The sequence below is a fragment of the Amycolatopsis sp. NPDC051371 genome (genome assembly GCF_040682155.1).
Lineage (GTDB): Bacteria > Actinomycetota > Actinomycetes > Mycobacteriales > Pseudonocardiaceae > Amycolatopsis.
In genome coordinates this window covers 1-21,780 of record NZ_JBFBAG010000055.1, presented here as the reverse complement: position 1 = coordinate 21,780, position 21,780 = coordinate 1, and the positions used below count along the sequence as shown (strand labels likewise).

Annotated in this window: 16 protein-coding genes; 10 read left to right on the top strand and 6 right to left on the bottom strand. The window is 71.3% G+C overall.

Translation table 11 applies throughout. From position 1 onward, the window contains the following. Nucleotides 1-3: 3 nt before the first annotated feature. Nucleotides 4-1,887: an ATP-binding cassette domain-containing protein gene (locus AB0M59_RS44480; protein ID WP_364627811.1), complete on the top strand. Its 1,884-nt coding sequence runs from the start codon at nucleotides 4-6 to the stop codon at nucleotides 1,885-1,887. Between the two features lie 84 nt (nucleotides 1,888-1,971). Beyond that, entirely contained in the window at nucleotides 1,972-2,772 is an 801-nt protein-coding gene (locus AB0M59_RS44475) for an ion transporter (RefSeq protein WP_364627903.1), read from the top strand. Here AB0M59_RS44475 and AB0M59_RS44470 read toward each other — a convergent pair whose 3' ends face one another. Continuing rightward, entirely contained in the window at nucleotides 2,773-3,780 is a 1,008-nt protein-coding gene (locus AB0M59_RS44470) for an LLM class flavin-dependent oxidoreductase (RefSeq protein ID WP_364627809.1), read from the bottom strand. It abuts the gene before it with no gap. A gap of 77 nt (nucleotides 3,781-3,857) precedes the next feature. On the opposite strand from AB0M59_RS44470, the gene AB0M59_RS44465 reads away from it, so the two are divergent. After that, on the top strand, nucleotides 3,858-4,406 hold the full coding sequence (locus AB0M59_RS44465; RefSeq protein ID WP_364627808.1) for a TetR/AcrR family transcriptional regulator: 549 nt from the start codon (nucleotides 3,858-3,860) through the stop codon (nucleotides 4,404-4,406). On the opposite strand, the gene AB0M59_RS44460 is transcribed toward AB0M59_RS44465, so the two are convergent. Beyond that, complete coding sequence (locus AB0M59_RS44460) at nucleotides 4,363-5,067, bottom strand: TioE family transcriptional regulator (protein WP_364627806.1); 705 nt, start codon at nucleotides 5,065-5,067, stop codon at nucleotides 4,363-4,365. The genes AB0M59_RS44465 and AB0M59_RS44460 overlap by 44 nt on opposite strands. A gap of 29 nt (nucleotides 5,068-5,096) precedes the next feature. Between AB0M59_RS44460 and AB0M59_RS44455 the strand changes: the two genes are divergently transcribed. Next, nucleotides 5,097-6,065, top strand: coding sequence for an erythromycin esterase family protein (locus AB0M59_RS44455; RefSeq protein WP_364627805.1), 969 nt, complete (start codon nucleotides 5,097-5,099; stop codon nucleotides 6,063-6,065). Between the two features lie 58 nt (nucleotides 6,066-6,123). On the opposite strand, the gene AB0M59_RS44450 is transcribed toward AB0M59_RS44455, so the two are convergent. After that, on the bottom strand, nucleotides 6,124-8,448 hold the full coding sequence (locus tag AB0M59_RS44450; RefSeq protein ID WP_364627803.1) for a chitobiase/beta-hexosaminidase C-terminal domain-containing protein: 2,325 nt from the start codon (nucleotides 8,446-8,448) through the stop codon (nucleotides 6,124-6,126). Between the two features lie 266 nt (nucleotides 8,449-8,714). On the opposite strand from AB0M59_RS44450, the gene AB0M59_RS44445 reads away from it, so the two are divergent. After that, complete coding sequence (locus AB0M59_RS44445; RefSeq protein WP_364627801.1) at nucleotides 8,715-9,956, top strand: S53 family peptidase; 1,242 nt, start codon at nucleotides 8,715-8,717, stop codon at nucleotides 9,954-9,956. On the opposite strand, the gene AB0M59_RS44440 is transcribed toward AB0M59_RS44445, so the two are convergent. Further along, a complete protein-coding gene (locus AB0M59_RS44440; protein WP_364627799.1) occupies nucleotides 9,945-11,126 on the bottom strand; it encodes a DUF2716 domain-containing protein in 1,182 nt (393 codons plus the stop codon). The genes AB0M59_RS44445 and AB0M59_RS44440 overlap by 12 nt on opposite strands. A gap of 61 nt (nucleotides 11,127-11,187) precedes the next feature. Between AB0M59_RS44440 and AB0M59_RS44435 the strand changes: the two genes are divergently transcribed. Continuing rightward, nucleotides 11,188-11,805 (top strand): hypothetical protein, encoded by a 618-nt coding sequence (locus tag AB0M59_RS44435; protein WP_364627798.1) that lies wholly within the window; start codon nucleotides 11,188-11,190, stop codon nucleotides 11,803-11,805. Here AB0M59_RS44435 and AB0M59_RS44430 read toward each other — a convergent pair. Next, the gene (locus AB0M59_RS44430; protein WP_364627796.1) at nucleotides 11,794-14,607 is read right to left on the bottom strand and encodes an alpha-L-fucosidase; all 2,814 of its coding nucleotides are present in this window, start codon (nucleotides 14,605-14,607) and stop codon (nucleotides 11,794-11,796) included. The two genes, AB0M59_RS44435 and AB0M59_RS44430, sit on opposite strands and share 12 nt — an antisense overlap. Before the next feature lie 155 nt (nucleotides 14,608-14,762). Between AB0M59_RS44430 and AB0M59_RS44425 the strand changes: the two genes are divergently transcribed. Continuing rightward, on the top strand, nucleotides 14,763-15,644 hold the full coding sequence (locus tag AB0M59_RS44425) for a sigma-70 family RNA polymerase sigma factor (protein WP_364627794.1): 882 nt from the start codon (nucleotides 14,763-14,765) through the stop codon (nucleotides 15,642-15,644). 25 nt (nucleotides 15,645-15,669) lie between these two features. On the opposite strand, the gene AB0M59_RS44420 is transcribed toward AB0M59_RS44425, so the two are convergent. Continuing rightward, nucleotides 15,670-18,822 (bottom strand): SpvB/TcaC N-terminal domain-containing protein, encoded by a 3,153-nt coding sequence (locus AB0M59_RS44420; protein ID WP_364627792.1) that lies wholly within the window; start codon nucleotides 18,820-18,822, stop codon nucleotides 15,670-15,672. Nucleotides 18,823-19,005: 183 nt separating this feature from the next. Here AB0M59_RS44420 and AB0M59_RS44415 point away from each other — a divergent pair, with 183 nt between their 5' ends. The 3 genes from AB0M59_RS44415 to AB0M59_RS44405 are packed head-to-tail and all read left to right on the top strand — an operon-like array spanning nucleotide 19,006 to nucleotide 21,694. Next, a complete protein-coding gene (locus tag AB0M59_RS44415; RefSeq protein WP_364627791.1) occupies nucleotides 19,006-20,640 on the top strand; it encodes a S8 family serine peptidase in 1,635 nt (544 codons plus the stop codon). Beyond that, nucleotides 20,637-21,212 carry a sigma-70 family RNA polymerase sigma factor gene (locus AB0M59_RS44410; RefSeq protein WP_364627789.1) on the top strand — a complete coding sequence of 192 codons (576 nt, stop codon included), beginning with the start codon at nucleotides 20,637-20,639 and terminating at the stop codon, nucleotides 21,210-21,212. The genes AB0M59_RS44415 and AB0M59_RS44410 overlap by 4 nt, the downstream gene beginning before the upstream one ends. Beyond that, on the top strand, nucleotides 21,209-21,694 hold the full coding sequence (locus AB0M59_RS44405; RefSeq protein ID WP_364627788.1) for a hypothetical protein: 486 nt from the start codon (nucleotides 21,209-21,211) through the stop codon (nucleotides 21,692-21,694). The genes AB0M59_RS44410 and AB0M59_RS44405 overlap by 4 nt, the downstream gene beginning before the upstream one ends. Nucleotides 21,695-21,780 lie beyond the last annotated feature (86 nt).

Sequence of the window (21,780 nt, the reverse complement as noted above, 5' to 3'; positions counted from 1 at the left end):
GGCGTGTGGATCGGCAACCGGGTCCGGATCACGATCGGCCGGGCCTCCGACAACGACATCGTGCTGGGAGACCTGCAGGTCTCCCGCCGCCACGCCCGGCTGGAACGCGTCGGCGGGGCGTGGCGGCTGACCGACCTCGGCAGCCGGAACCCGACGCTGGTCAACGGCGTCCCGGTCGCCGGGCGCTCGCCGATCGCCGACGGGGACCGGATCACCGTCGGGGCCACCGACCTCCGCGTCGACGGCGACAACCTCGTCGCGACCGGCGGGGAGCGCACCCGGCTCGTGGCCGACGACGTCGGGTTCGCCGTCGGGGGCCGGTCGCTGCTGTCGGGTGTCTCGCTGGACCTGCGGCCCGGGCAGCTGGTCGCCGTCGTCGGGCCGTCGGGCGCGGGCAAGTCGACGCTGCTCAAGGTGCTCGCGGGCGAGGTCGCGCCGACCAGCGGGCGCATCACCTACGACGGCTACGACATGCACCGGCAGCGGTCGGCGGTGGCGCGGCGCGTCGGGGTCGTGCCGCAGGACGACGTCGTCCACACGCGACTGACCGCCCGCAGTGCCCTGTCCTACGCGGCCAAGCTGCGGCTGCCCGACGACACCGGCGCGGCGGCCCGCCGCCGCCGGGTGACCGAGACGCTCGCCGAAGTCGAGCTGACCGAGCACGCGCGCACGCCCATCCACCGCCTGTCCGGCGGGCAGCGCAAGCGCGTGTCGATCGCGCTCGAACTGCTGACCGCGCCGTCGCTGCTGATGCTGGACGAGCCGACCTCCGGCCTGGATCCGGCGCTCGACAAGCAGATCATGGGGCGGCTGCGCGAGCTCGCCGACGCCGGCCGGACGGTCGTGGTGGTGACGCACAACGTCACCCACCTCGACGGCTGCGACCTCGTGCTGCTGCTCGCGCCCGGCGGTGTCCCGGTGTTCAGCGGGCGGCCCGCGGAACTGCGGGCGCGGTTCGGCACGGCCGACTGGGCCGACATCTTCCACCGCGTGGTCGCGGGGACCGCGCCGCCGCACCAGCTCGCTCCGGTGAGTCCCGCGCCGCCGCCGGAGGTTTCCGCCGAGCCGCCGGCCGTGCACGCCGGGCTGGGACACCAGGTCGGCACGCTCGCCGCCCGGCACCTGCGGCTGATCTTCGCCGATCCCGGGTACGCCCTGTTCCTGCTGCTCGTCCCGGTCGTGCTGGCCGTGCTCGCGTTGGCGGTACCCGGTCACGAGGGGCTGCGGCGGTCGGTGCCCGAGCATCCGACGGAAGCCGCGCAGATGCTCGTGCTGGTCTTCGTCGGGGCGGCGTTCATGGGGGCGGCGGCGTCGGCGCGGGAGGCGATCGCCGAGCGGGCGATCTTCCTGCGCGAACGGGCCGTCGGCCTGCGGCCCGGCGCGTACGCGCTTGCGAAAACCGTGGTCTTCACGCTGGTCGCGGCCGTGCAGTCCGCGGTGCTCGTCGGCGTCGTCACGACGGTCAAGCCGGGGCCGGTCGACGCGGTCCTGCTGTCCCGGCCGGTCGCCGAGCTCGCGGTCGCGGTCTGGCTGACCGCGCTGGCCTCCTGCCTGCTGAGCCTGCTCGGGTCGGCGCTGGTGCGCTCGCTCGAACAGACGACGCCCGTGCTCGTCGTGACGGTGATGGCCCAGCTGGTGCTGTGCGGCGGGATGATCCCGGTCGCCGGGCGGCCGGTGCTGGCCCAGCTGTCCTGGCTCGCGCCCGCGCGGTGGGGTTACGCCGCCGGGGCTTCCACAGTGGATCTCCCGCAGGTGGGGACGCCGGATCGGCTGTGGACCCACGACTGGCCGTGGTGGCTGGGCTCGGCCGGCGCGCTGCTGCTCTCGGCGGCCGCTTGCACGGCGCTGGTCGCCGTCCGGATGAGGAGGCTGCGGCCGGGGCGGTGATCCGGCTCTTCGGCGCCGTGCGTGCCATCATCGGGCATGGCCACCCTTCGCCACGCGCGCGAGCCGGAGCTCAACAGTGGGATCATGCCCGGGAACGTGCGGGCCGATGACTGGATCATGCTCGTCCTTGCCGCCGGGTCGGTGGGGTTGCTCGGGTTCATGGTGCTCAGCCCGCCCGTGCGGGATGTCGGGCTCGTCATCTTCTACGTCGACTGCGGGATCTGCGGGGTCTTCCTCCTCGAGTTCCTGTGGCGGTGGCGGAAACGCCGGTGGGCCAAGAAGTTCCTGGTGCGCAACTGGTACGAGCTGTTCGCCATGATCCCCGTCGCGCACCCCGCGATGGTCGCGCACAAGTTCGTCAGCGTCGTGCTGCTGCTCGTGCGGATCGGGCGGGCCGCGGACCGGGCCCTCGGGGAGCAGTTCACCTACCGGCTCGTCGACAAGCTGTCCGAGCCGATCGTCAAGGCCATCAAGAAACCGATCACCATCGCGGTGCTCGACGAGGTCGTCAAGGTGCTGGAAACCGGCAACTACCCCGAGAACCTCGCCAAGTCGCTCGACGCCAACAAGGGCGAGCTGCGCACGATCATCGCCGAGAAGATCGCCGAGGACCCGCAGCTCGGGAAGCTCAAGCGGCTGCCGTTCCACGACGAGATCGTGCGGACCGTCGTCGACACGTCGTTCCGCGTGCTGCTCGAAGTGCTCGTCGACCCGCGGATCGACGACTTCTTCTCCGCCGTCGTGCGCGACAACCGCGAGCAGATCCGGCAGGCCGTGCAGCTCGGGCTCAACGACGTCGACGACGAGGACAAGGAGAAGTCCCTGCCCGTGCGCACCCAGCACTCGGCCGCGCTCGAGTACGACCGGCTGCACCCGCGGCGCTGATCAGGGGAACGCGGCCACGACCTCGTCGGCGAACCACCGGATCTGCGCGCGCATCTCCTCGACGGTGTTGCCGACGAACAGCAGCGCCGTCAGGTGCGCCACGCCCGCCGCCGCGTAGGCCGCGACCTTCTCGCACACCTCGTCCGGCGTGCCGATCAGGTTCAGGTCGAAGTACTCGTCCTGGTCGACGCCCTTGGTCATGGTCTTCGCCAGCGACTTCCGGAACAGGTCGAACGACGAGTTCCGGAACGTCTCCCGCGCCGCTTCGCGCGTGGGGCCGAGGCAGACGACCGACTGCAGGGCCGTCGCGATCGCCCGCGGGTCGCGCCCCGCCGCGCGGGCGTACTCCGCCAGTTTCGCCCGTCCGGCAGTGATCCCTTGTGGACTCATCTTGGCCGGCAGCCAACCGTCGCACAGCTCGGCCGCGCGTCGCAGCGAACCGTCCACATTGCCCCCCGAGTAGACCGGCAGCGGCGACTGGAGCGGTTTGGGGAACGATTCGACGTTCTCGAACCGGACGGATTCGCCGTGATAGGAGGCATTTCGTTCCGTCCACAAGAGACGTAGGGCCTCGATGCGCTCCCGCATCAGCCGGGCGCGGTCGGCGTGCCGGAGGTCGGGCGTGACGGCTTCGAACTCGTCGCGGTAGCCGCCGACCGCGACGCCGAGCGTGACGCGGCCGCCGCTGAGCTGGTCGAGCGTCGCGACCTGTTTCGCCAGGAGGACCGGGTCCCGCAGCGTCAGCACCATGATGCCGGTGGTGAGCCGTAGCACCGACGTCCGCGCGGCGACCTGCGCCAGCACGATCAAGGGCTCGTAGAAGTCGGGTGGGTCCGGCCAGGCGCGCCGGATGAAGTCCATCGTGGACAGGTGGTCGTTGCCGCCGGCGTCGTGGTAGCCGAGCTGCTCGGCCTCGACCGCGAGGTCGACCAGCTGCCGCGGGGCGGCGAACGGGACCGGGTGCATCATGCCGGACGTGGCGGTGGGCAGCTCGATGCCGAACTTCATGGCGGGACCCTCTCGACGGAGTTTCGCTACGCTACCGTAGCGTAGCGAAAGTGCTAGAATGCGCGCAAGGAGGTCAGGTGGCGGATCCACGGGTGGCCCGGTCGCGGCGCGCGATCCTCGACGCGGCGGTCGAGCTGCTGGTCGAGCACGGTTTCGCGGGCGCGACGGTCGAGGCGATCTCGGCCCGCTCCGGCGCGGCGAAGACGACGATCTACCGGCAGTGGCCTGACAAGCACGCGGTGCTCAAAGCGGCGGTGGAGTCGATCGTGCCGCCGGCGGCGCCATCCGACACGGGCAGCCTGCGCGGCGACCTCGTGGCGTTCGCGCACGACCTCGACGGCATCCTCCACACGCCCCCGACGTCGGCGCTCATCCCCGGTCTGATCGACACCGCCGAGCGGGACCCCGGTCTGGCGGCGGTGCTCGCGGACTTCACCGCCCAGCGCCGGAAGCCGGTGTACGAAGCCGTGGCGCGGGCGGTCGGACGCGGGGAGATCAAGCGCCCCGAGTTCGTCGCGGACCTCTTCCTGGGCCCGTTGTTCTACCGGCGTTTGCTGTCGCGGGAACCCCTGGACGACGCGTTCATCGAGCGGGTCGTGGACGCCGCTCTCGCAAGTACTCGCTGAGCCGGGCGGCCGCGTCGAGCATCGCGACGCCCCGCGCGGTGAGCTTCTCCTGCCAGGTCTGCAGCGCGTCGACCAGCGATTCCGTGCCGCCGGCGGTGCGGACCTGGCCGACCACCGTCGCGATGTGTTCCAGGGGGTAGCCGCCGCGTCTGAGCAGGTGCGTCAGCTCCGCGTCGCGGATGTCCGCGGCCTGAAAGACCCGGTAGCCGGTGGCGCGATTGCGCGCCGGGACGAGGATGCCCGCGCGTTCCCAGGCCCGGATGGTCGCCGCGGTGACGCCGAGCCGGTGGGCCAGCTCGCCGATCGACCAGCCGGGTCCGGCCGGTTGCGGGGCTGCCGCGGTGGTCAGGTGGCTGATGGCCTTCCGCACCGCGTCGAGGGTTTCCCGGTCGCGCAGCAGCTGCAGGTGCCCGCGGTCGACGAGCGTCAGGGCGCGGCCGAGGTCGTCGTCGTGGACGGCGTGCATGATCCCGCCGGCCGTCGCGTGCCCGTACGCAGACACCAGCGCGAGGAAAGTGCGCAGTGCCGCCGCGTGCGCCGAGGTGTAAACCCGGTAGCCGCTCGGGGTGCGCGTGGCCGGCGGCAGAAAGCCGTCCTGCTCGTAGTTGCGGACCGCCTGCGTGGAGATGCCGTGCTCACGGGCGAGGTCAGCAGGTCTCAACCGAGTGTTCAAGGATACGATTCAACCACATGGACATCACGGACTTCACGGCCGAACTGCTCGCGCTCGGCGAGCCGACGCACTTCGAACCGGCCTTCGCACGGATCCGCAACGAGCTGTTCGCGCAGCTCACGGCCCACGGCTTCCGGTCGATCGCGCTGGAGACCGATCGCGTCGCCGCGCTCGACGGCGGGTTCTCGCACGGCTTCGGCGAGGTGGACGCCAACCGGCAGCTGCTCGCCTGGCTGCACGAGTACAACGAGACCGCCGACGAACCGCTGACCTTCCACGGCTTCGACGCCCCGACCGAGATGTTCAGCGCACCGAGCCCCCGCGCCTACCTCGAACACGCCCGCGACTACCTGGGCCTCGACATCGACATCGCCGCCCTCGCCGGCGACGACGAACGCTGGAGCCGCTCCGAAGCGATCCTCGACCCGGCCGTGTCGCCCGGCGCGTCACCCGAGGCCCGCGAGCTGCGGGTCATCGCGGACGACCTCCTCATGGCCCTCGACGCCCGCATCGAGACCGCGGAGGGGAACCGCGCCCGGATCCACGCGAACGCCGGGCTCGATCTGCTGCGCTACCACGCGGCGTCGGCGCTGCCCGGGGACCGGGACACGAGGATCGCCCGCCTCGCGAGCGCCCGAGCGGTCATCATGGCCCGGAACCTCCTGGACATCCACGGCTCGACGCCTGGCCGGACCCTGGTGTTCGCGCACAACGCCCACCTGGGATCCGGCGCGGGGGCGATCGTCGCGTCGCGGCTTCGCGACCGGTACGCCTTCATCGCCGGCAGCCTCGGCCACAGCGAAGCCCTCGGCCTCGGCGAGCCGGCCGCGGACACCTACGAAGGCCGGCTGCAGCGCGAAACCAAGACGTGGCAGCTGACCAGCGAAATCCCGGCCGGCCGCACCCGGGAAGACGTCGACTACCGGTACGCGCCGCTCACCCGAGAGCTGCTCGAGAACGCCGATGCCGTGCTGCACATCGCCTGAAACACAGCAGCCCCCGCACCGGGGTCGGGTCCGGTGCGGGGGCCGCTGCTTCACCCGGTTACGGGTAGCTCACCACGTTCACCGGCACCGTGCCCGAAGGCGTGACGCCGCCGGTGTCGTTGATGACGTGGGTGATCGTGCCGCGGTAGTTGAGCGACACCGACAGCAGGCTGTGGAACCGGACGCCGGAGTTGTTCGGCACCTCGAACGCGTGGTAGCTGGACACCGCCGGGTTCGTGTCGAAGAAGCAGTAGCTCCCGACACCCCACGCCTCGTGGGACGTCACGTTCGCCCCGACCTTGTAGGCGGCGTACCCGGCGACGCCGGATGGCGCGTTCCACGACGCCTGGTTCGGCACGTCGTAGGGCATCTCGTTCTGGAAGAAGATCGTCTTCCCGCCCTGGCCGTTCCAGATCACCTGGTACTTCTGGTAGTGCTCGACGAACAGGCCGGTGGCCAGCACGTTCGCGCCGTTGACCACGAGCCCGGTGTCGGCGGTGTTCGTGTTCCACCCGACGGTGCCGCCGTTGCCGTGGTCGGCCCGCCACGCCCAGATGTGGTCGATGACCGTGTTGGCGCTGTTGACGATCAGGCTGTTCGTCGCCTTGCCGGCGATCGAGCCGCCGATCCGGAAGAACACGTCCTGGACCGTCGTCGGGTTCGACGCGTGCGAAGCCGACGACCCGGACTGCCCGACCGTGAGCAGGGCCTGCGAGTTCGTCGTGCCCGCGTCGAAGAGCAGGCCCTTGAGCCGCACGCCGTCCACATCGGACACCTGCATCGCGTTGACGCCGTTGTCCGGCACCAGCGTCGGGTAGCCGATGCCGAGGATCGTCGTGTTGGCGCGGGTCACGTTGAGCGTCTGGTTGAGGTGGTAGATGCCCGGCGTGAAGAACAGGTTGCAGCCCGCGGCGAGCGCGTTGTTGATCGACGACGCCGTGTCGCCGGACTTGACGACGTAGAACTGGCTCATCGGCGCCGAGGTGCCCGGGGTGCTGCCGTTCGCCCAGCTCGGGCCGGAAGCGTTGGTGCGCAAGGAAGGTAGGAACACGCGGTACTTGCCGGTGCCGTCGACGTAGAGGTAAGGCACGTCGCGCGAGACCGGGGTCGTGGAGAGGGTGGTCTCCGGCGGGTTCGGGAACGTGTTCGCCGGCGCGCCGCTGGTGCCGGAGAAGACCATGTTCCAGACGCCGCCGTTCCAGCTGCCGAGCTGCGAGTCGCGGGTGTACCACTGCTGCTGCGAGATCGACGCGGCCTGGCCGGCCACCTTCGTGTCGGCGATGTAGCCGCCGCTGGCGAAGCCGTAGCTCGCCGGGTACAGCTGCAGCCCGCCGCGGACGTCCATCCGGCGGAACGGCGCGGCCTGCGCGACGGCCCAGCGCTCCTGGCCACCGGAGGGGTTGACCGCCATGTTCTCCGCCGAGCGCCAGAAGTTCTGCAGCGCGACGCCGTTGTCGGAGGCGTTGAAGGCGTCGACCGTGACGTCGCCGTTGATCAGGACGTCACCGGGGTTCTGCCCTAGACCGGCCACCGAGGTGTAGAAGCCGACGTTGTCGTGCACGTTGTTGTACGTGCCCGGCTTGAACAGGTGGGCGACGCGCCGGTCCGCGAACTGCGCGGTGAGCGTGTCCTTCTGGTTGTTGAAGTCGGTGTCCAGCTGCGCCTGGATCGTCGCCGCGGACATGCTCGGGTCGAAGATCCGCACGTTGGACCCGAAGTTCGGGGTGTCGGACTGCGTCGGGCAGCCCGCCTGGGTGCCGATCGTGTAGCTCGCGCTCGACACCGCCGACGTCGTCGAACCGGACTTGAGCGCGATCGCGTTGACCGTGCGGGAGTTCGGGACGCTGATCGGTCCACTGTAGAGCGTCGAGGACGCGGTCGGCGTCGAGCCGTCCACGGTGTACCGGATGGTCGCGCCCGAGGTGGCGCTGCTGATGGTCACCGTCTGGGCCGAGGAGTACGTGCCGCCGGGCGGGCTGAACGTCGGTGCCGCGACCGTCGTCGAGCTGCCGCCGACGGTGTAGGTGAAGTGCGGGGTGTCGTACTGCGGGCCGCTCTTCTCGTAGGTGAACCAGTAGTCGAGCGTGTTCCCGGTGCTCAGGCCGTTGACGGTGGTCCGCCAGGTGCCGGAGCCGTTGGTCATCCGCACGTTCTGCTGGCCGACGCCGGGCACGCCGGTGTAGTGGACGTCCACGTACACCGCGGGGGTCGCCGGGGTGAAGTTGAGCTGCAGCTGCGTCGAACTGAGCTGGGTGACGCTCTGGGTGTAGTCGTCGGCCGCGAGGGCGGCGGGGGCACTCAGCCCGGCCGCCACCAGCAGTGCCGATGCGACGAGCGCGAGCCTCGGGCCGCGTCGTCGAAGCTTGTCCAAGGTCCGGTTCACGCCGTGACACCTCCGCCGTTGGGGATCCACGAGCATTCGTTGCGAGTCACAACAAATTAGCTCCCGGTCAGCGGTGCTTCGGTCTCTTTTTGATAACACTTGTCTGGACCAATGTCCTTGCCGGGTGAGTCGGTTCGTGACCCTTCGTCCGATTGGGCGGTCGGTGGGCGAATGACTGAACCGAGAAACATCCGTCGAGTGGGTGACCTCGCATGAGTGACATGCGACGATCCCGTGCCACACCCGGTCCCCTACCGAGGAGTAGCATGGCGCGTTCGCCTGGAAAACGGCTGTTCCGGTCCCTCATCGCTTTCTCACTCGTCGCGGCCCCGCTGTCGGTGGCCGCCGCCTCTCCCGCCGAAGCCGCGCCGCTGCGGAGCGGCGGCGTCGTCGACTTCGGCTGTGCCACCTCCGGCAAGATGCACTGCCTCGGCAAGGCGATCCGTTCGCCGAAGGGCAACGGCCCGCTGCTCAACGCCACCCCGGTCGGCTACGGCCCGGCCGAGATCCAGGCCGCGTACAACCTCGGTGGCCTGCACGCGAACGGCAAGACGGTCGCCATCGTCGACGCGCAGGACGCGCCGACGGCGGAGGCGGACCTCGCCAAGTTCCGGTCCGCACGCGGGCTTTCCCCGTGCACGACGGCGAACGGCTGCTTCAAGAAGGTCAACCAGAACGGCGCGGCGAGCCCGCTGCCGGCGCCCGACTACGGCTGGGCGATGGAGATCAGCCTCGACCTGGACGCGGTGTCGGCGACCTGCCCGGACTGCACCATCCTGTTGGTGGAAGCCGACTCCCCGGACACCGACCCGCTTATGACGGCGGTCGACACGGCCGCGGCGACGCCGGGCGTGGTGGCGATCTCCAACAGCTACGGCGGCACCGAGGACTCGACGATCCTCGCTGCCGACGCGCACCTGAACCATCCCGGCATCGCCGTCACGGCGTCGTCCGGTGACTCCGGCTACGGCGTGAGCTGGCCGGCGTCGTCGCCGTACGTCACGGCGGTGGGCGGCACGACGTTGAAGAAGTCCACGAGCACCACGCGCGGCTGGGCCGAGACGACGTGGAAGGGCAGCGGCAGCGGGTGTTCCGCGCTGGAGGCGAAACCGGCGTGGCAGCACGACACCGGGTGTGCGAAGAGGACGGTCGCGGACGTTTCGGCGGTCGCCGACCCGGCCACCGGACTCGGGGTCTACGACACGTACAACAGCTGCGGCAGCTCGGCGTTCTGCGACCTGCTGCTGTCGCTGGGCCTCGCCCAGGGCGCGGACGGCTGGGTGCAGGTCGGCGGCACGAGCCTGTCGTCGCCGGTGATCGCGAGCGTTTACGCGCTGGCAGGGAATTCGGTGACGTCGGGGTCGTACCCGTACGCGCACACCGGCGGGCTGTACGACGTGACGTCGGGCTCGAACGGCAGCTGCGGCGGGACCTACCTCTGCACGGCGGGTGCCGGGTACGACGGGCCCACCGGCTTGGGCACGCCGAACGGCACGTCAGGGTTCTGAGCGGCGGGCCGGTTTTCCCAGCGCGGCGGTGAGTTCCGGCTCGACCCGGGTGAGGAGTTCGCCGAACACGCAGACGGTCTCCTCCCACGGGTGCCCGAAGGTGCCCAGGCGGAGGTCACGCGTCAGGTAGATGTAGTAGTCCCCGTCCGGGAAGACGGCGCCGGGCCACGGCGGTCCGGCGCCGTCGACGCGTGCGGGGTCGAAGCGGTAACCCGCGTGGTGCCAGTCGAGCCAGTACAGCTCCTCGCCCGGCTCGACGGATTCGCGCAGTCCCTTGTGGACGATGTCGTGCAGGGCGTCCAGCTGCGCGTCGTCGAGTTCGCCGATGCGCCAGGTCGCCGAACCGGCGGGTTCCGCGATGCCGGGGAACGCCCGCATGTCGGGCCGGAAGGCGAACTCTTCGTAAAAGCGCTTCCAGATGTCGTCGTGCTCCGGCTCGGAGAACAGCCTTCGGATCGGCCGGGTCCGCGCGGGTTCGCCGGGTGATGGCAGCCGGTAGCGGGTGACCGTGGTGAGCATCCGCATCCCGGCGGCTTCGAACGCTTCACGCAGGGCGCCGGTCGCCTCCGCGAGCAGGAACCGCACACCCCGGTGCGGCCCGGCGAGCCGCCAGTCGTGGCGGACGAGTGTCGCGGCGAATTCGGGATCGGTGACCCCGCCGACGACCATGGCGTCGCCGCGTTCTTCCAGCCAGGCGGCCCGATCACCGTCGAGGACGACCTCGGACGAGTGTTTCAAGTGGGCCGAGTCGGCGAGGAATTCGGCGTACGGACGGCGGTGTGGACCACTCGCGACGGCGAGTTCCGCGACGCGCTGGTGTCCGGCCCAGTCGTGGCCGATGCCGGGGAGTTCCGCGGTGTCCGTCCCGATCGGACAGTCGAGCACCGCTCCCTCGGCGTCCGCGACGAAGCCCGCGGCTCGCAGCCGTCCGGCCAGGTGGTCGTCGGCGTACACCGGCCACACCACCGGTTCGTTCCGGCGCGCGAAAGCCTCGACCTGCCTGGCGACGAGCGCGTCGAGGTCGTCTTCGGGCATTGGTCCGTGGATCACTTCGCCGTGGGTGCCGTAGTGGGTCCGGACTACCGGCCCGTCCCGCTCGATCACCGCGCCGATCGGCGGGAGAGCGGGCGGCCGGTTGTCGCAGAGGCTGAACACCCCGTCATATTCCACGGACGGGTGACGTTCGCGCAGCGCATTTTCGCGGGTCCCGGCGCGGGGTAAGGATGACTGCATGCTGGACACCGAAGTCCTGTCACGGACACCTCCGCGGGCGCTCGACGTCGGCACGCCGCTCGGTGATGTGCGGTTCGCCGTCCGCATCGGCGGCTGGGACGTGCCCGCGAGACCCGAGCACACCTGGGGGCTCGGTTCCACGGGGCGGCTGTGCCGGTGGCGGCACCAGTCCGTGCGGCTCGACGTGCTCTCCGGCGCCACCTCGCCCGAGCAGCCCGGCGTCACCCGGGAGACCGCGATCTTCCGCGTGCTGGCCAGGGAAGCGCTCAGCGAGTTCGTCGTCCAAGCCGAACTGAGCACGCCCGACGAGGTCCGGGGTGGCGAAGGTGCCTTCACCGCCGAGACGGCCGACGCCGTGGTCAGCGTCGGCGGTCCCGGCGTCGAGGCGCTGCGCCGCTGTTCCCGCGAGGGGCAGCACGTGCCGCCGTACTGGTCGGGGCAGCTGGCCGGCGCCGTCGAACTCGACGGCGCGCGGCTCACCTGGCAGCTGCCCGGTGTCGAGCGCGGGGACTACGCCGAGCTGTGGGTGTCCGTCGCCTGGAGCGCGGCCGGCGGGGACCCGGGCCAGGCGATCGACATCGACCCGGCCCGGGTGCTGCGCGAGCTAACCCAGTGAAATCCGGTCCAGATCCGGAGCGCCCGCCCGGTCGTTGCCGATCCGGATCGTATTGGCGCCCGCGTTCAGCGTCACCGGGACCGAAGTGGTGTAGGGCGTGCTGTTGCCGGCGCCGCTGACCTTCACCTCCACCGGCGCGCCGCCGTTCACCGACACGAAGTACGACCGGTCGCCGTTGACGGTGAAGTCGAGGTAGAGCTGGTACTGACCGGCCGCGGCCACCGTCACGGCCGGGAACGTCACCGCCGCCCCCGCGCTGCCGCCGATGTTGCGCACCTTCTGCCCGCCCGAGCACGGCGAACAGCTCGTGACGCCGGCGTCGCCGATGTCGTTGGCCGAGTCTTCCGCCTCTCGCATGAACACGCGGTCGGCCGGACGCTGCTTCACCTGCACCGGCTTGCTCACCGACTTCGCCCGTCCGAGCGTCGTGAACGATGCCGTCACCGGGATGGTCAGGTCCTGGGCGGCCGGGGCCGTCACCGTCCACGATCCACTCAGGACCTGGCCGAGCCGCAGCTTCGACGCGGTCACCGGAGCGCCCTGGACCGTCCAGCCCGCCGGGACGACCGGGGCCAGTGACACCTGGTCGACCGGGTCGTCGACGTCGAGCCGCAGGGACGCGGTGATCTTCAGGGACTGGGACCCCGGCGAAACCCATTGCACGCCGGCGGGTTCCACGGTCAGCGTCGTCTTCGGTGTGTACGACTCGGGCGGCAGCGGCGCCACCGCGATCCGGTCGAGACCGACGTTCCCGGAAACCTTGATCGTGTTGGCTCCGGCGTTGAGTGGCACGGCGATGGCCGCCGGGGCGTTGACGGTGATCGGCGCGGCACCGTTCACGCTCACTTCCAGAGAGCCCGGCCCTGTGGTGTCGAGCTGCAGCCGGGAGGGTCCCGACGCCTGGACGTTCCGGAAGGTGACCGCGCCGCGGTCGAGCCCGGTGACGGCGGAGGTGCCCGAGCAGGCCTCGCACCACACCGGCGACGCCTTGCCCTCGAAGCCGTTGCGCCACGACTCCGCTTCCAGCGGCACCTCGCCGCGGGGGTCGGGGTAGCCGTAGGCGACGTCGATCTCGTCGAGCGCGAGCTGGTGGAAGAACGGCTTCGCCTGCGGGCCGGACCACGTGTTCAGCACCTCGAGCTTGAGGTAGCGCGCGTGCACTTCGCCGACGTCGACGAACTGCACGCCGCGGGTGCTCGGCAGGGCGCCGGTGCGCACCGGCGTGCCCCAGTTCTTGCCGTCGTCGCTGGCGTAGACGCGGTAGTCCTTGATCCGCGCGGAATCCTCGGCGCGGCCGAAGGATTCGCGTGCGGCCGTCGGCGACGACTCGCGCTCGTGCACCGCCAGGTAGGCCGTCGACCGCTTCTTGCCGAGGTCGAGCGTCACGGACACCGGCTGCTGCCCGCCCGCGTCCCAGTAGTTCAGGTAGCTGCCGTCGGTGAGGTTCGCCGCCGGGTGGCCGGGTGCCGAGGCCGACGCGGTCGCCTTGATCGTGCTCTTGTCGTAGAAGTACTGCTGACCGGCGGTGTCCACCTTGAACACCGTGTCGTAGGTGTCCCAATCCTGGATGTCCAGAATGGACAGATAGCCGCCGGACTGGGCGAACCGCATCGGCTTGCCGGTGCGCACATCGGACACGCCGGTGACGCGATAGCCGTTGTCACGCAGCCGGACCAAGTTCGTCGACGGCCGCGTGACGACGTGGACGTACTGCGTCTTCGCACCGGGCTTGACGGTGATGACGCCGTGTGCGCCGTCGTTCCAGAAGCCGGGTTGCATGCCGCCGTACATATAGCCGCCACCTTCGGTGCCCTGCAGCGACTCCTTGATCGGCTGCGTCCAGGACGCCATGAAGTTGTTGAACGCCTCCTGCTGCGGCGGGAACTTCCCGTTCAGCATCGCGGTTTCGGCCATCAGCGACTTGATCGACGAGCCCGCGTTCGTGATGTAGCGGCCGGTGGAGAGCCGGACGTCGACGGCCTGGTCGCCGCCGCTGTACCACCAGTCGCCGTTGGTCGGCAGCTTGTAGTCCGCCTCGGTGAGCCGCGGCATCGGCGTGTAGATCGCCTGCGGGTAGTCGTACGACGGCGTCATGCCGGTCTTCTGCTCGTTGCTGACCGTGTCCATGATCGGCGTGTCCTCGTTGTTGTTGCTCAGCAACCAGGACGGCCGCTTCTCGCGGATGTGCTCGTAGAGCCCGTGCTGCTCCCAGTACTCGTTGTCGTTGTCGATCCAGAACCCGGCGAGGTCGGAGTAGCGGTCCATGACCTCGTCGAACAGGTCGTAGCTGAACTCGCCGAAGCCCGGGCGGGTGGTCAGGTCGACCGGGTGGCCCTTGTACGCCGAGTAGGCGGCCGAGTCGAGCGACTCGTGGCCGGTTTCGTTGTGCCACTGGGGATCGTCGGTCATATAGAGCATCACCCGGACGCCCTTGGCCTTGCCCGCGGCGATCAGCTCGCCGAGGAAGTCGCGCTGGGTCGAGCAGCTGCCCGGGACCTTCGACGGCCACGGCCGCGCGTAACCCAGCCGGCTGTGGAAGGTGGTGAGGACGACGTAGGACGCGCCGAGCTTCGTCGCTTCGTCGATCCAGTAGTCCGGCGTCCAGCCGCCGGCGGTGACGTCGTGCTCCCAGGCGGCGCAGTCGGTGTGCCGCGGCGCGGTGAACATGCCCCAGTGCAGGAACAGCCCGGCCGTCGAGGCCCGCAGCCAGTCCTGGCGCGGGTTGAACAGCTCGGCGTTCGCCGGGGTGACCAGGCTCGCCAGCAGCAAGATGACCGCGGCGAGGCAGGCTCGGACTCTCATGACCGCTCCTTCGTCCGGAGAGGTCCGATGATTATGCGGTCATATATCGTACGTCAAGGGGAGATGCCGCTGAGCGGGATACAGTCGTCAGACCTGTCACATCGGTGGCGCGGGATACGTCAAGGTGGTGACCGACCCCGCGAAAGGACCGACCCGTGAACGACGATCTGCTGGCCGAGAGCTTCGAGACCCACCGCGACCACCTCCGGTCGGTCGCCTACCGGATGCTGGGCTCGCTGACCGAGGCCGAGGACGCCGTCCAGGAGTCGTGGCTGCGGCTGAGCCGGAGCGACTCGGCCGCCGTCGAGAACCTGGGCGGCTGGCTGACCACGGTCGTCGGGCGCGTCTGCCTCGACATGCTGCGCTCGCGCAAGGCCCGGCGCGAGGAGCCGTGGGACGTCCTGGTGCCCGACCCGATCATCAGCCGCGACGACGCCGGCCCCGAGCACGAGGCGCTGATGGCGGACTCGGTCGGCCTCGCGCTGCTGGTCGTGCTCGACACGCTCACGCCGGGGGAGCGGCTGGCGTTCGTGCTGCGGGACATGTTCGCGATGCCGTTCGAGGAGATCGCGCCGATCGTCGGCCGGTCCGAAGCGGCGACCCGGCAGCTGGCGAGCCGCGCCCGGCGGCGGGTCCAGGGCGCCCCGGTCGCGCCGGACCCGGACCTGTCCCGGCAGCGCCAAGTCGTCGACGCCTTCCTGGCGGCGGCTCGCGGCGGCGACTTCGACGCGTTGGTCTCGGTCCTCGACCCGGAGGTCGTGTTGCGCGCGGACCGCGGGGCGGCGCTCGGCGGGTCGATCGAGGTGCGCGGCCCGGAGCAGGTGGCGAACCAGGCACTGACGTTCTCGCGGCTCGGCGCCGGCGGCGGCGTGGTCCGCCGGGCGCTGGTCAACGGCGCGGCGGGCGTGGTCGGCACCCGCGACGGGCGTCCGTTCTCGGTGCTGGGCTTCACGGTGGCCGGCGGGCGGATCGTGGAGATCGACATCCTCGCCGACCCCGAGCGGCTCGAGCGGCTCGACTTGGCGGTGCTGGACTGACCGGTCGTGAGTGGGAAACAGTGTTCTAACCCTGTTTCTCACTCACGACCGCGCCGGTCTCGTCGGTGACCAGGGCGATGCCGTCGGCCGCGTCGAAGTGGAGGTGGTGGCGGCGGCCGTCCGCGTACCGGCGGACCGTGCCCGCCACCACGGCCACCAGCTCGCCGTCCTCGACCGCGTACAGGTCGTCCGGCGTCAGGACCTCGTGGACGCGCGCGCCGTTGGTGACCAGCGTGCGGACCCGGCGGCCGGTGTGGTCGTAGCCGTACAGCGCGTTGACGCCGTCGTTGCCGTGGACCCCGCGCAGCCGGCCGAACGCATCGCGGATCTCGCTGCCCGGCCGCGGTTCCTCCGGGGCCCGGGTCGCGACCTCGTGCAGCAGGCCGCCCGGGCCCGTGATGACGTGCACGGTGCCGAAGAGCTCGCTGACGCCGTTCGCGTGGTGCACCGCGGTGCGGCGGCCGCGCAGGTCGTACTGGATCGCGTCGACGAACCCCGGCACGCTCACCAGCCGCCCGACCTCGTCGTACTGGTGGTGGACGGTCAGCCGCCCGTCGCCGGCGTCGGGGTAGACCACTTCGGACAGCCGCCCGTCCGCGCGGCGCACGACGTCCAGCCGGTACTCGACGGCCACGTGCGCCGGCCGCCAGCGCCGTTCGACCGGGTGGCCGAGCGCGTCGTAGCCGAACAGCGTCACGCCGGATTCGTCGGCGACGCGGACCAGCCGCCCGCAGCTGTGCGGCCCCGCTTCGAGCGGCACCGGCAGCCCGCCGTCGTGGTAGGTGAACGTCGTGAGCGGGGTGCCGCCCGGGTCGTCGACCAGCACCGCCACCACCCGGTCGGCCGCGTCGTGCACGCGGTACACCGTGTGGCCGCCCGCGGTCCGCGTCTCGACCGGGTTGCCGGCGGCGTCCCGGGCGTGCACGACCCCGTCCGCGCCGCGGATCTCCCGGCCGAGCAGATCCCGCGTAAGTCCGTGAAGGCCACCATCACGAACTACAAGTTCCTCGAGGTGGCCTTCACGAACCTGGCGGCCCAGGGCGTCGTAGCGGAAGACTTCGGGAGCGGCCGGGGGCTCGCCGTCGCGGAACCCCCGGCTCGTGCGGCAGACCAGGCCGCGCGCGCAGTACTCGTGGTGCTCGTCGACGACGTCGCCGAGCAGCTCGGCGTGCCGGCGCTGCAGCAGCCGGCCCGCGCCGTCGCGCAGCTCCGACGTCACGAGCACCTCCGCCTCGCCCGACACCGCACGCTGCTCGGTGGTGACCCGCGCGCCGTCGTAGCGGTACCGGACGGTCGGCAGGTCCGCCGAGTCGCCCGGCCGTACGACGGTTTCCGGACGCCCCAACGGGTCGAGCGTCACCGTGGTCACCGCGCCCGCCGGATCGATCACCTCGCACGCGCGCGCCGTGCGGACGTCGTACCGCGTCGACGTCACGTTCCCGAGCGGATCCGCGGCGACCTCGGGGAAACACCGGTCGGCGGAGTAGCGCACCTCGTGGGTGTGGCCGTTCGGCCCGATCGTCGTGGTGCGCAGTCCCGCGACGGTGTCGAGCCGTCCGTGGAACGTCGTCGTCCACCAGCCGTCCTCGCCGGGACGGCGGTGGTAGCCGTGGTGGCGGAAGTCCGGCAGGATCGCGCCGTAGACGTCGGCGACGAGCGCGTCGGTGAGCACCAGCTCCTCCCGCGCGGTGAGCAGGCCGTGGGACCCGGCGCTGCCGTCGGGCCGCTCGTCGTAGCGGAAAACCTTGTCGGACAAGACTTTCCCGCTGCCGTCCAGCTCGTGCACGCGAGCGGGCAGTGCGATGAACCGGTGCTCGGGGGTGGTCGCGTACGTCGTGCGCGTCTCGCGGACCACCGGTTCGCGGCCGGGCCGCTTGGTGGTCTCCACCTCCCGCACCGGGTTGCCGGTGGCGTCGAACGCCGTCTCCGTCGTGGTGACCGAGACCGGCCGCTCCCGGCGCTCGAGCACGGTCACGACCGAACGTGTCCACTTGGGACGGCGGGCGTGCTCGACGCGGCGGTACGGCCGGTCCTCTTCGGCGGAGCCGTCGAGGCCGTAGGTCTCTTCCTTGTCGAGCAGCCCGCCGTCGCCGAACCAGCGCACGGTCCGCAGCGTCGGCGCGTACTCGTCGCCGAGCTCGTCCTGGACGACGCGGCCGAAGCCGGACGTGCGAGCGTCGTGGTACTCGAACTCCGTCACACCGGTCTGCCCGGTGACCGCTTCGTACCGCGTGACGCGCCGGACGACCGGGGCCGCCTCGACGGTCGCGTACTCGACCGACGTGAGCAGCCCGATCCCGTTGTCGATCTCGCTCAGCCGTCCGGTGCGCGGCAGTTCGGCGGCCTCCAGGGAGAAGTAGGGCACGGCGTCGTCGAGCAGCAGCACACCGCCGCCGGTCCGCGCCTTCGCGGCGAGCTGCACCCGCCGCTGGGCCGGCGGTTCCGTGCGGGCGTAGGCCAGCCGCAGGAGGGGCGCGGCCGCCTCGGCGCCGTGCGCGTCGAACCCGGTGAGCGCGACCGACGTCAGCAGGGACGCGCCGGTGACGTCGTCCTCGTCGTAACCGAAGCGCCACCGCCGGACGAGCGGCCGCGCGTCCGCGGGCACCCGCAGGTCGACCCGGGCGCACCGCAACGCCGTCGTCACGAGGGTGCCGCTGCGGCCCCAGCGCAGGACGTCCGGCCGCGGCTCGTAGGTGAACTCCACTTCGTACGGCCCGTAGGACACGCGCGCGAGGTACGCCTGACCGCTGTGGTGCGCCCAGCCGAACGCGACGGTGTTGCCGAACGCGTCCTCGGACCGTTCGAGGTACCAGGCCGAGCCCGCGGACCGGCCGCCGTCGGTCGTGCCGAGGACGTGCCGGATCCCCGACCGGGTGGTCAGCACGAAGCCGTCGCCCCGGCGGGTGAGCCGGCCTTCGGCGCCGGAGCGCGCGCGGCCGCCCGCCGACCGGACGTGCGGCAGCGGCAGCGCGAACCCGCCGCCGAAGGCCCCGTTCGGCGCGCCGGTGGTGTAGCGCAGGGCCAGCGCGGGCGCGATGCCGCCGGGGCCCGGCGGCAGGTCGAGCGGTACGGCGAAGCTGCCGCCGCCGGTCGCGGGTTCCGGGGTGAACGCGCCGCCCAGCCCCCGCACCGGCGCGGGCCGGCTTGCCTCCTGCGCGCTCACCCGGAGCGGAACCATGCTGATCTCCCCGACTCGATCCGTGACTTCCGGACGGCCAAGTGGGTGAGGCAGGACCGCCAGATACGTCGTCACCCGTTTGCCGTGCTCGTTACCCATTCGTGACGTGAGTGTCGTATCCCGGTGGCGGCTCACCGGTCTTTCCCGGGTGCCATCAGTGATCAATGGCGGAGGGTGGACCCGATGGTCGTCAAGTTCGTGCGGGACGAGACCGTGGAAGTGACTGAAGCCTCTTCGGAGGACGCGAGCACGCTCAACGAGCTCCCGACCCCGCCCCGGCAGTTGCTCGACCGGCACGGCGCACGGGTGCTCGACCCGGCGACGGCGGTCGTCGCCGCCGGGCAGCCGGTCCCGCGCACCACCGTCTACCGGCCGGGCACCTTCCTGCTCCCCAACCGGTACCTGCGCGACCAGGAGACCCTGGCCGCGATCAACCGCGTGCTCGGCCGCATCGGCATCTACGCCGAACCGGCCGGCCGCGGCGGCGACAGCGAGGCGTACGCCCGCGTCCGGCAGCTCGACGACCTGCCCGTCCGCGCCCTGCTGCACGTCCGCGAGGACTCCGACCCCGTCGTCGTCGACTGCTGGAAGGCGCTGCAGCTGCTGCGCTCGGCCGCGTCGGGCGAGAAGCCCGAGATCGACCCGGAGATCGTCCGGCAGGTCTCCGTCGAGCACCTGCTCTTCACCTCGCCGGTGTTCGGCGGCGTGCCGTGGGAGACCAGCGGTCTCGGCGGGACGCCGTGGGAGACCAGCGGGTTCGGCGCGGGCAGCTCGTACGGGCGCACGCACGGGGCCAACCGGATTCCGGTCACGCTCGCCGCGGACCCGCCCTACCGCAGCAAGAAGCCCGCGCACCGGCGCCCGGTCGTCGCCGTGCTCGACACCGGCATCGGCCCGCACCGCTGGTTCGGGCTGGCCGACCGCAGCGGCCCGCCGCCCGCCGGCACCGGCCTCACCGTCGCACCCGGCATCCAGGCCGCGATCCTGCAGGGCGAGCAGGACTCCGGCACCACGCTGCCGACCCAGCTGCTCACCGACTACTGGGACGCGCCGACGACCGGCCAGCCGCTGATCGGCGACGTCGACACCGACACCGGGCACGGCCTGTTCATCGCCGGCATCATCCGGCAGGCCTGCCCCGAAGCCGACACGCTCGCGATCCGCGTCGTCCACAGCGACGGCGTCGCGTACGAAGGCGACGTGCTGCTGGCGCTGCACCTGCTCGCCGACCGCGTCCGGAACGCGCAGGCGAACAACCGGCCCCAGGACATGGTCGACGTCGTCTCGATCTCGATGGGCTACTACGTCGAAGACCCGGCGGACGTCGCGTTCACCGGCCAGTTCGGCGCGGCCATCGCGGACCTGCTCGGCCTCGGCGTGCTCGTCGTCGCGGCTGCCGGCAACGACGCCACCACCCGCCGGTTCTACCCGGCGGCCTTCGCCGACCAGCCGCTCGGCGGCGGCTGCGGCCCGCAGGTGATCAGCGTCGGCGCGCTCAACCCCGACGTCGGCGCCAGCAAGGCCCTGTTCTCCAACGAAGGGCCGTGGGTGCGGTGCTGGGCGACCGGCGCCGGCGTCGTCAGCACGTACCCGACCGACGTCCGCGGCAGCGCGGCCGCCGACCACGAGCTGCCCGGCCGGAACTCCTTCGACCCGGACGACTACAGCGCCGGCTTCGCGGTCTGGGACGGGACGTCCTTCGCCGCGCCGCTCGCCGCCGCCGAGATCGCCAAGGCCCTGTTCCAGTCCGGCGACCTGGCCACGGTCGACCGCGACACCGTCGTCAAGCGCGCTTGGACCGCGCTGGGCTCGCTGTGACCGTGGCCAAGACCGACCACAGCCGCGTAGCGGCACTGTTCGACGCCGCGCGGGAGGGCGACCGCGCGGCGCTGGACGAACTGGTTTCCCTGCTCACGCCGCTGCTCTGGCAGGTCGCGCGTGATCAGGGTCTGGACGCCGATCAGGCCGCCGACGTCGTGCAGACGACGTGGCTGCGCCTGCTCGGCTCCTTCGCGGAGATCCGCTCGCCGGTCGCGCTGACCGGCTGGCTGATCACCGTCACGAAGCGGGAGGCCTGGCGGACCGGGGAAAAGCGCCAGGTCGAGCGGCCGCTGCCGGAGCTTCCGGAGCGGCTGACCGAAGCGTCACCAGCACCCGAGGAGGGGGTGCTGCGCGACGACCAGCGCGCGCGGTTGTGGCGCGCGGTCGACGCCTTGCCCGAACGCTGCCGCAGCCTGCTGCGGATCGTGGCGTTCGTGCACCGGCCGGACTACGCCGAAGTGGGCGCCCGGCTGGGAATGCCGAGGGGGAGTATCGGCCCGACCAGGGGACGTTGCCTCGCGCGCCTGCGCGAGCAGCTACTCGCCAACGGCGAAGGAGATTGGCTGTGACCACCGTCGAACCACCCGGCGCGAACGAGCCCTTGGACGAGCTCGACTTCCGGCTGCTGACCGGACTGCGCGAGCTGTGGGAAGACGCCGACCCGATGCCCGCCACGCTCGTGGAGCAGATCCGCTTCGCGATCCAGCTGGAGGACGTCGATCTGGAAGTGATGCGGATCCGCGAACAGGAGGGGCTCGCCGGCGCGCGCAGTGCGGCGGAACAGGGCCGGCTCATCACGTTCGACAGCGAGAGCTTGACGATCATGGTGAACGTGAGCCCCGAGCCCGGGGGGACGATCCGCCTGGACGGCTGGTTGACGCCGCCGGCGGAGCACCCGATCGAGGTCCGCACCGCGAACGGCCCCTTGCCGACCACTTCGGACGTCGAGGGGCGGTTCGCGGTGAGCGGGGTGCCGCACGGGATGGTGCAGGTGCTGGTGCGGACCTTGGGTCGGTCGAGGACGGTGAGCACGCCGGCCATCGAGCTGTGAGTCTGCCGCGGCTGGTCGTGAGTGAGAAACAGGGTTAGAACACTGTTTCTCACATAGCCGGAGCGGGCCGACCAGTCGCCGCGGAC

Excerpts from the sequence above, each read along its gene's own strand:
- AB0M59_RS44475 (WP_364627903.1), top strand. The coding sequence starts at position 1,972 with ATGCCCGGGAACGTGCGGGCCGATGACTGGATCATGCTCGTCCTTGCC.
- AB0M59_RS44445 (WP_364627801.1), top strand. The coding sequence starts at position 8,715 with ATGGCGCGTTCGCCTGGAAAACGGCTGTTCCGGTCCCTCATCGCTTTC.
- AB0M59_RS44420 (WP_364627792.1), bottom strand. The coding sequence starts at position 18,822 with ATGGTTCCGCTCCGGGTGAGCGCGCAGGAGGCAAGCCGGCCCGCGCCG.
- AB0M59_RS44455 (WP_364627805.1), top strand. The coding sequence starts at position 5,097 with ATGGACATCACGGACTTCACGGCCGAACTGCTCGCGCTCGGCGAGCCG.
- AB0M59_RS44470 (WP_364627809.1), bottom strand. The coding sequence starts at position 3,780 with ATGAAGTTCGGCATCGAGCTGCCCACCGCCACGTCCGGCATGATGCAC.
- AB0M59_RS44415 (WP_364627791.1), top strand. The coding sequence starts at position 19,006 with ATGGTCGTCAAGTTCGTGCGGGACGAGACCGTGGAAGTGACTGAAGCC.
- AB0M59_RS44435 (WP_364627798.1), top strand. The coding sequence starts at position 11,188 with ATGCTGGACACCGAAGTCCTGTCACGGACACCTCCGCGGGCGCTCGAC.
- AB0M59_RS44430 (WP_364627796.1), bottom strand. The coding sequence starts at position 14,607 with ATGAGAGTCCGAGCCTGCCTCGCCGCGGTCATCTTGCTGCTGGCGAGC.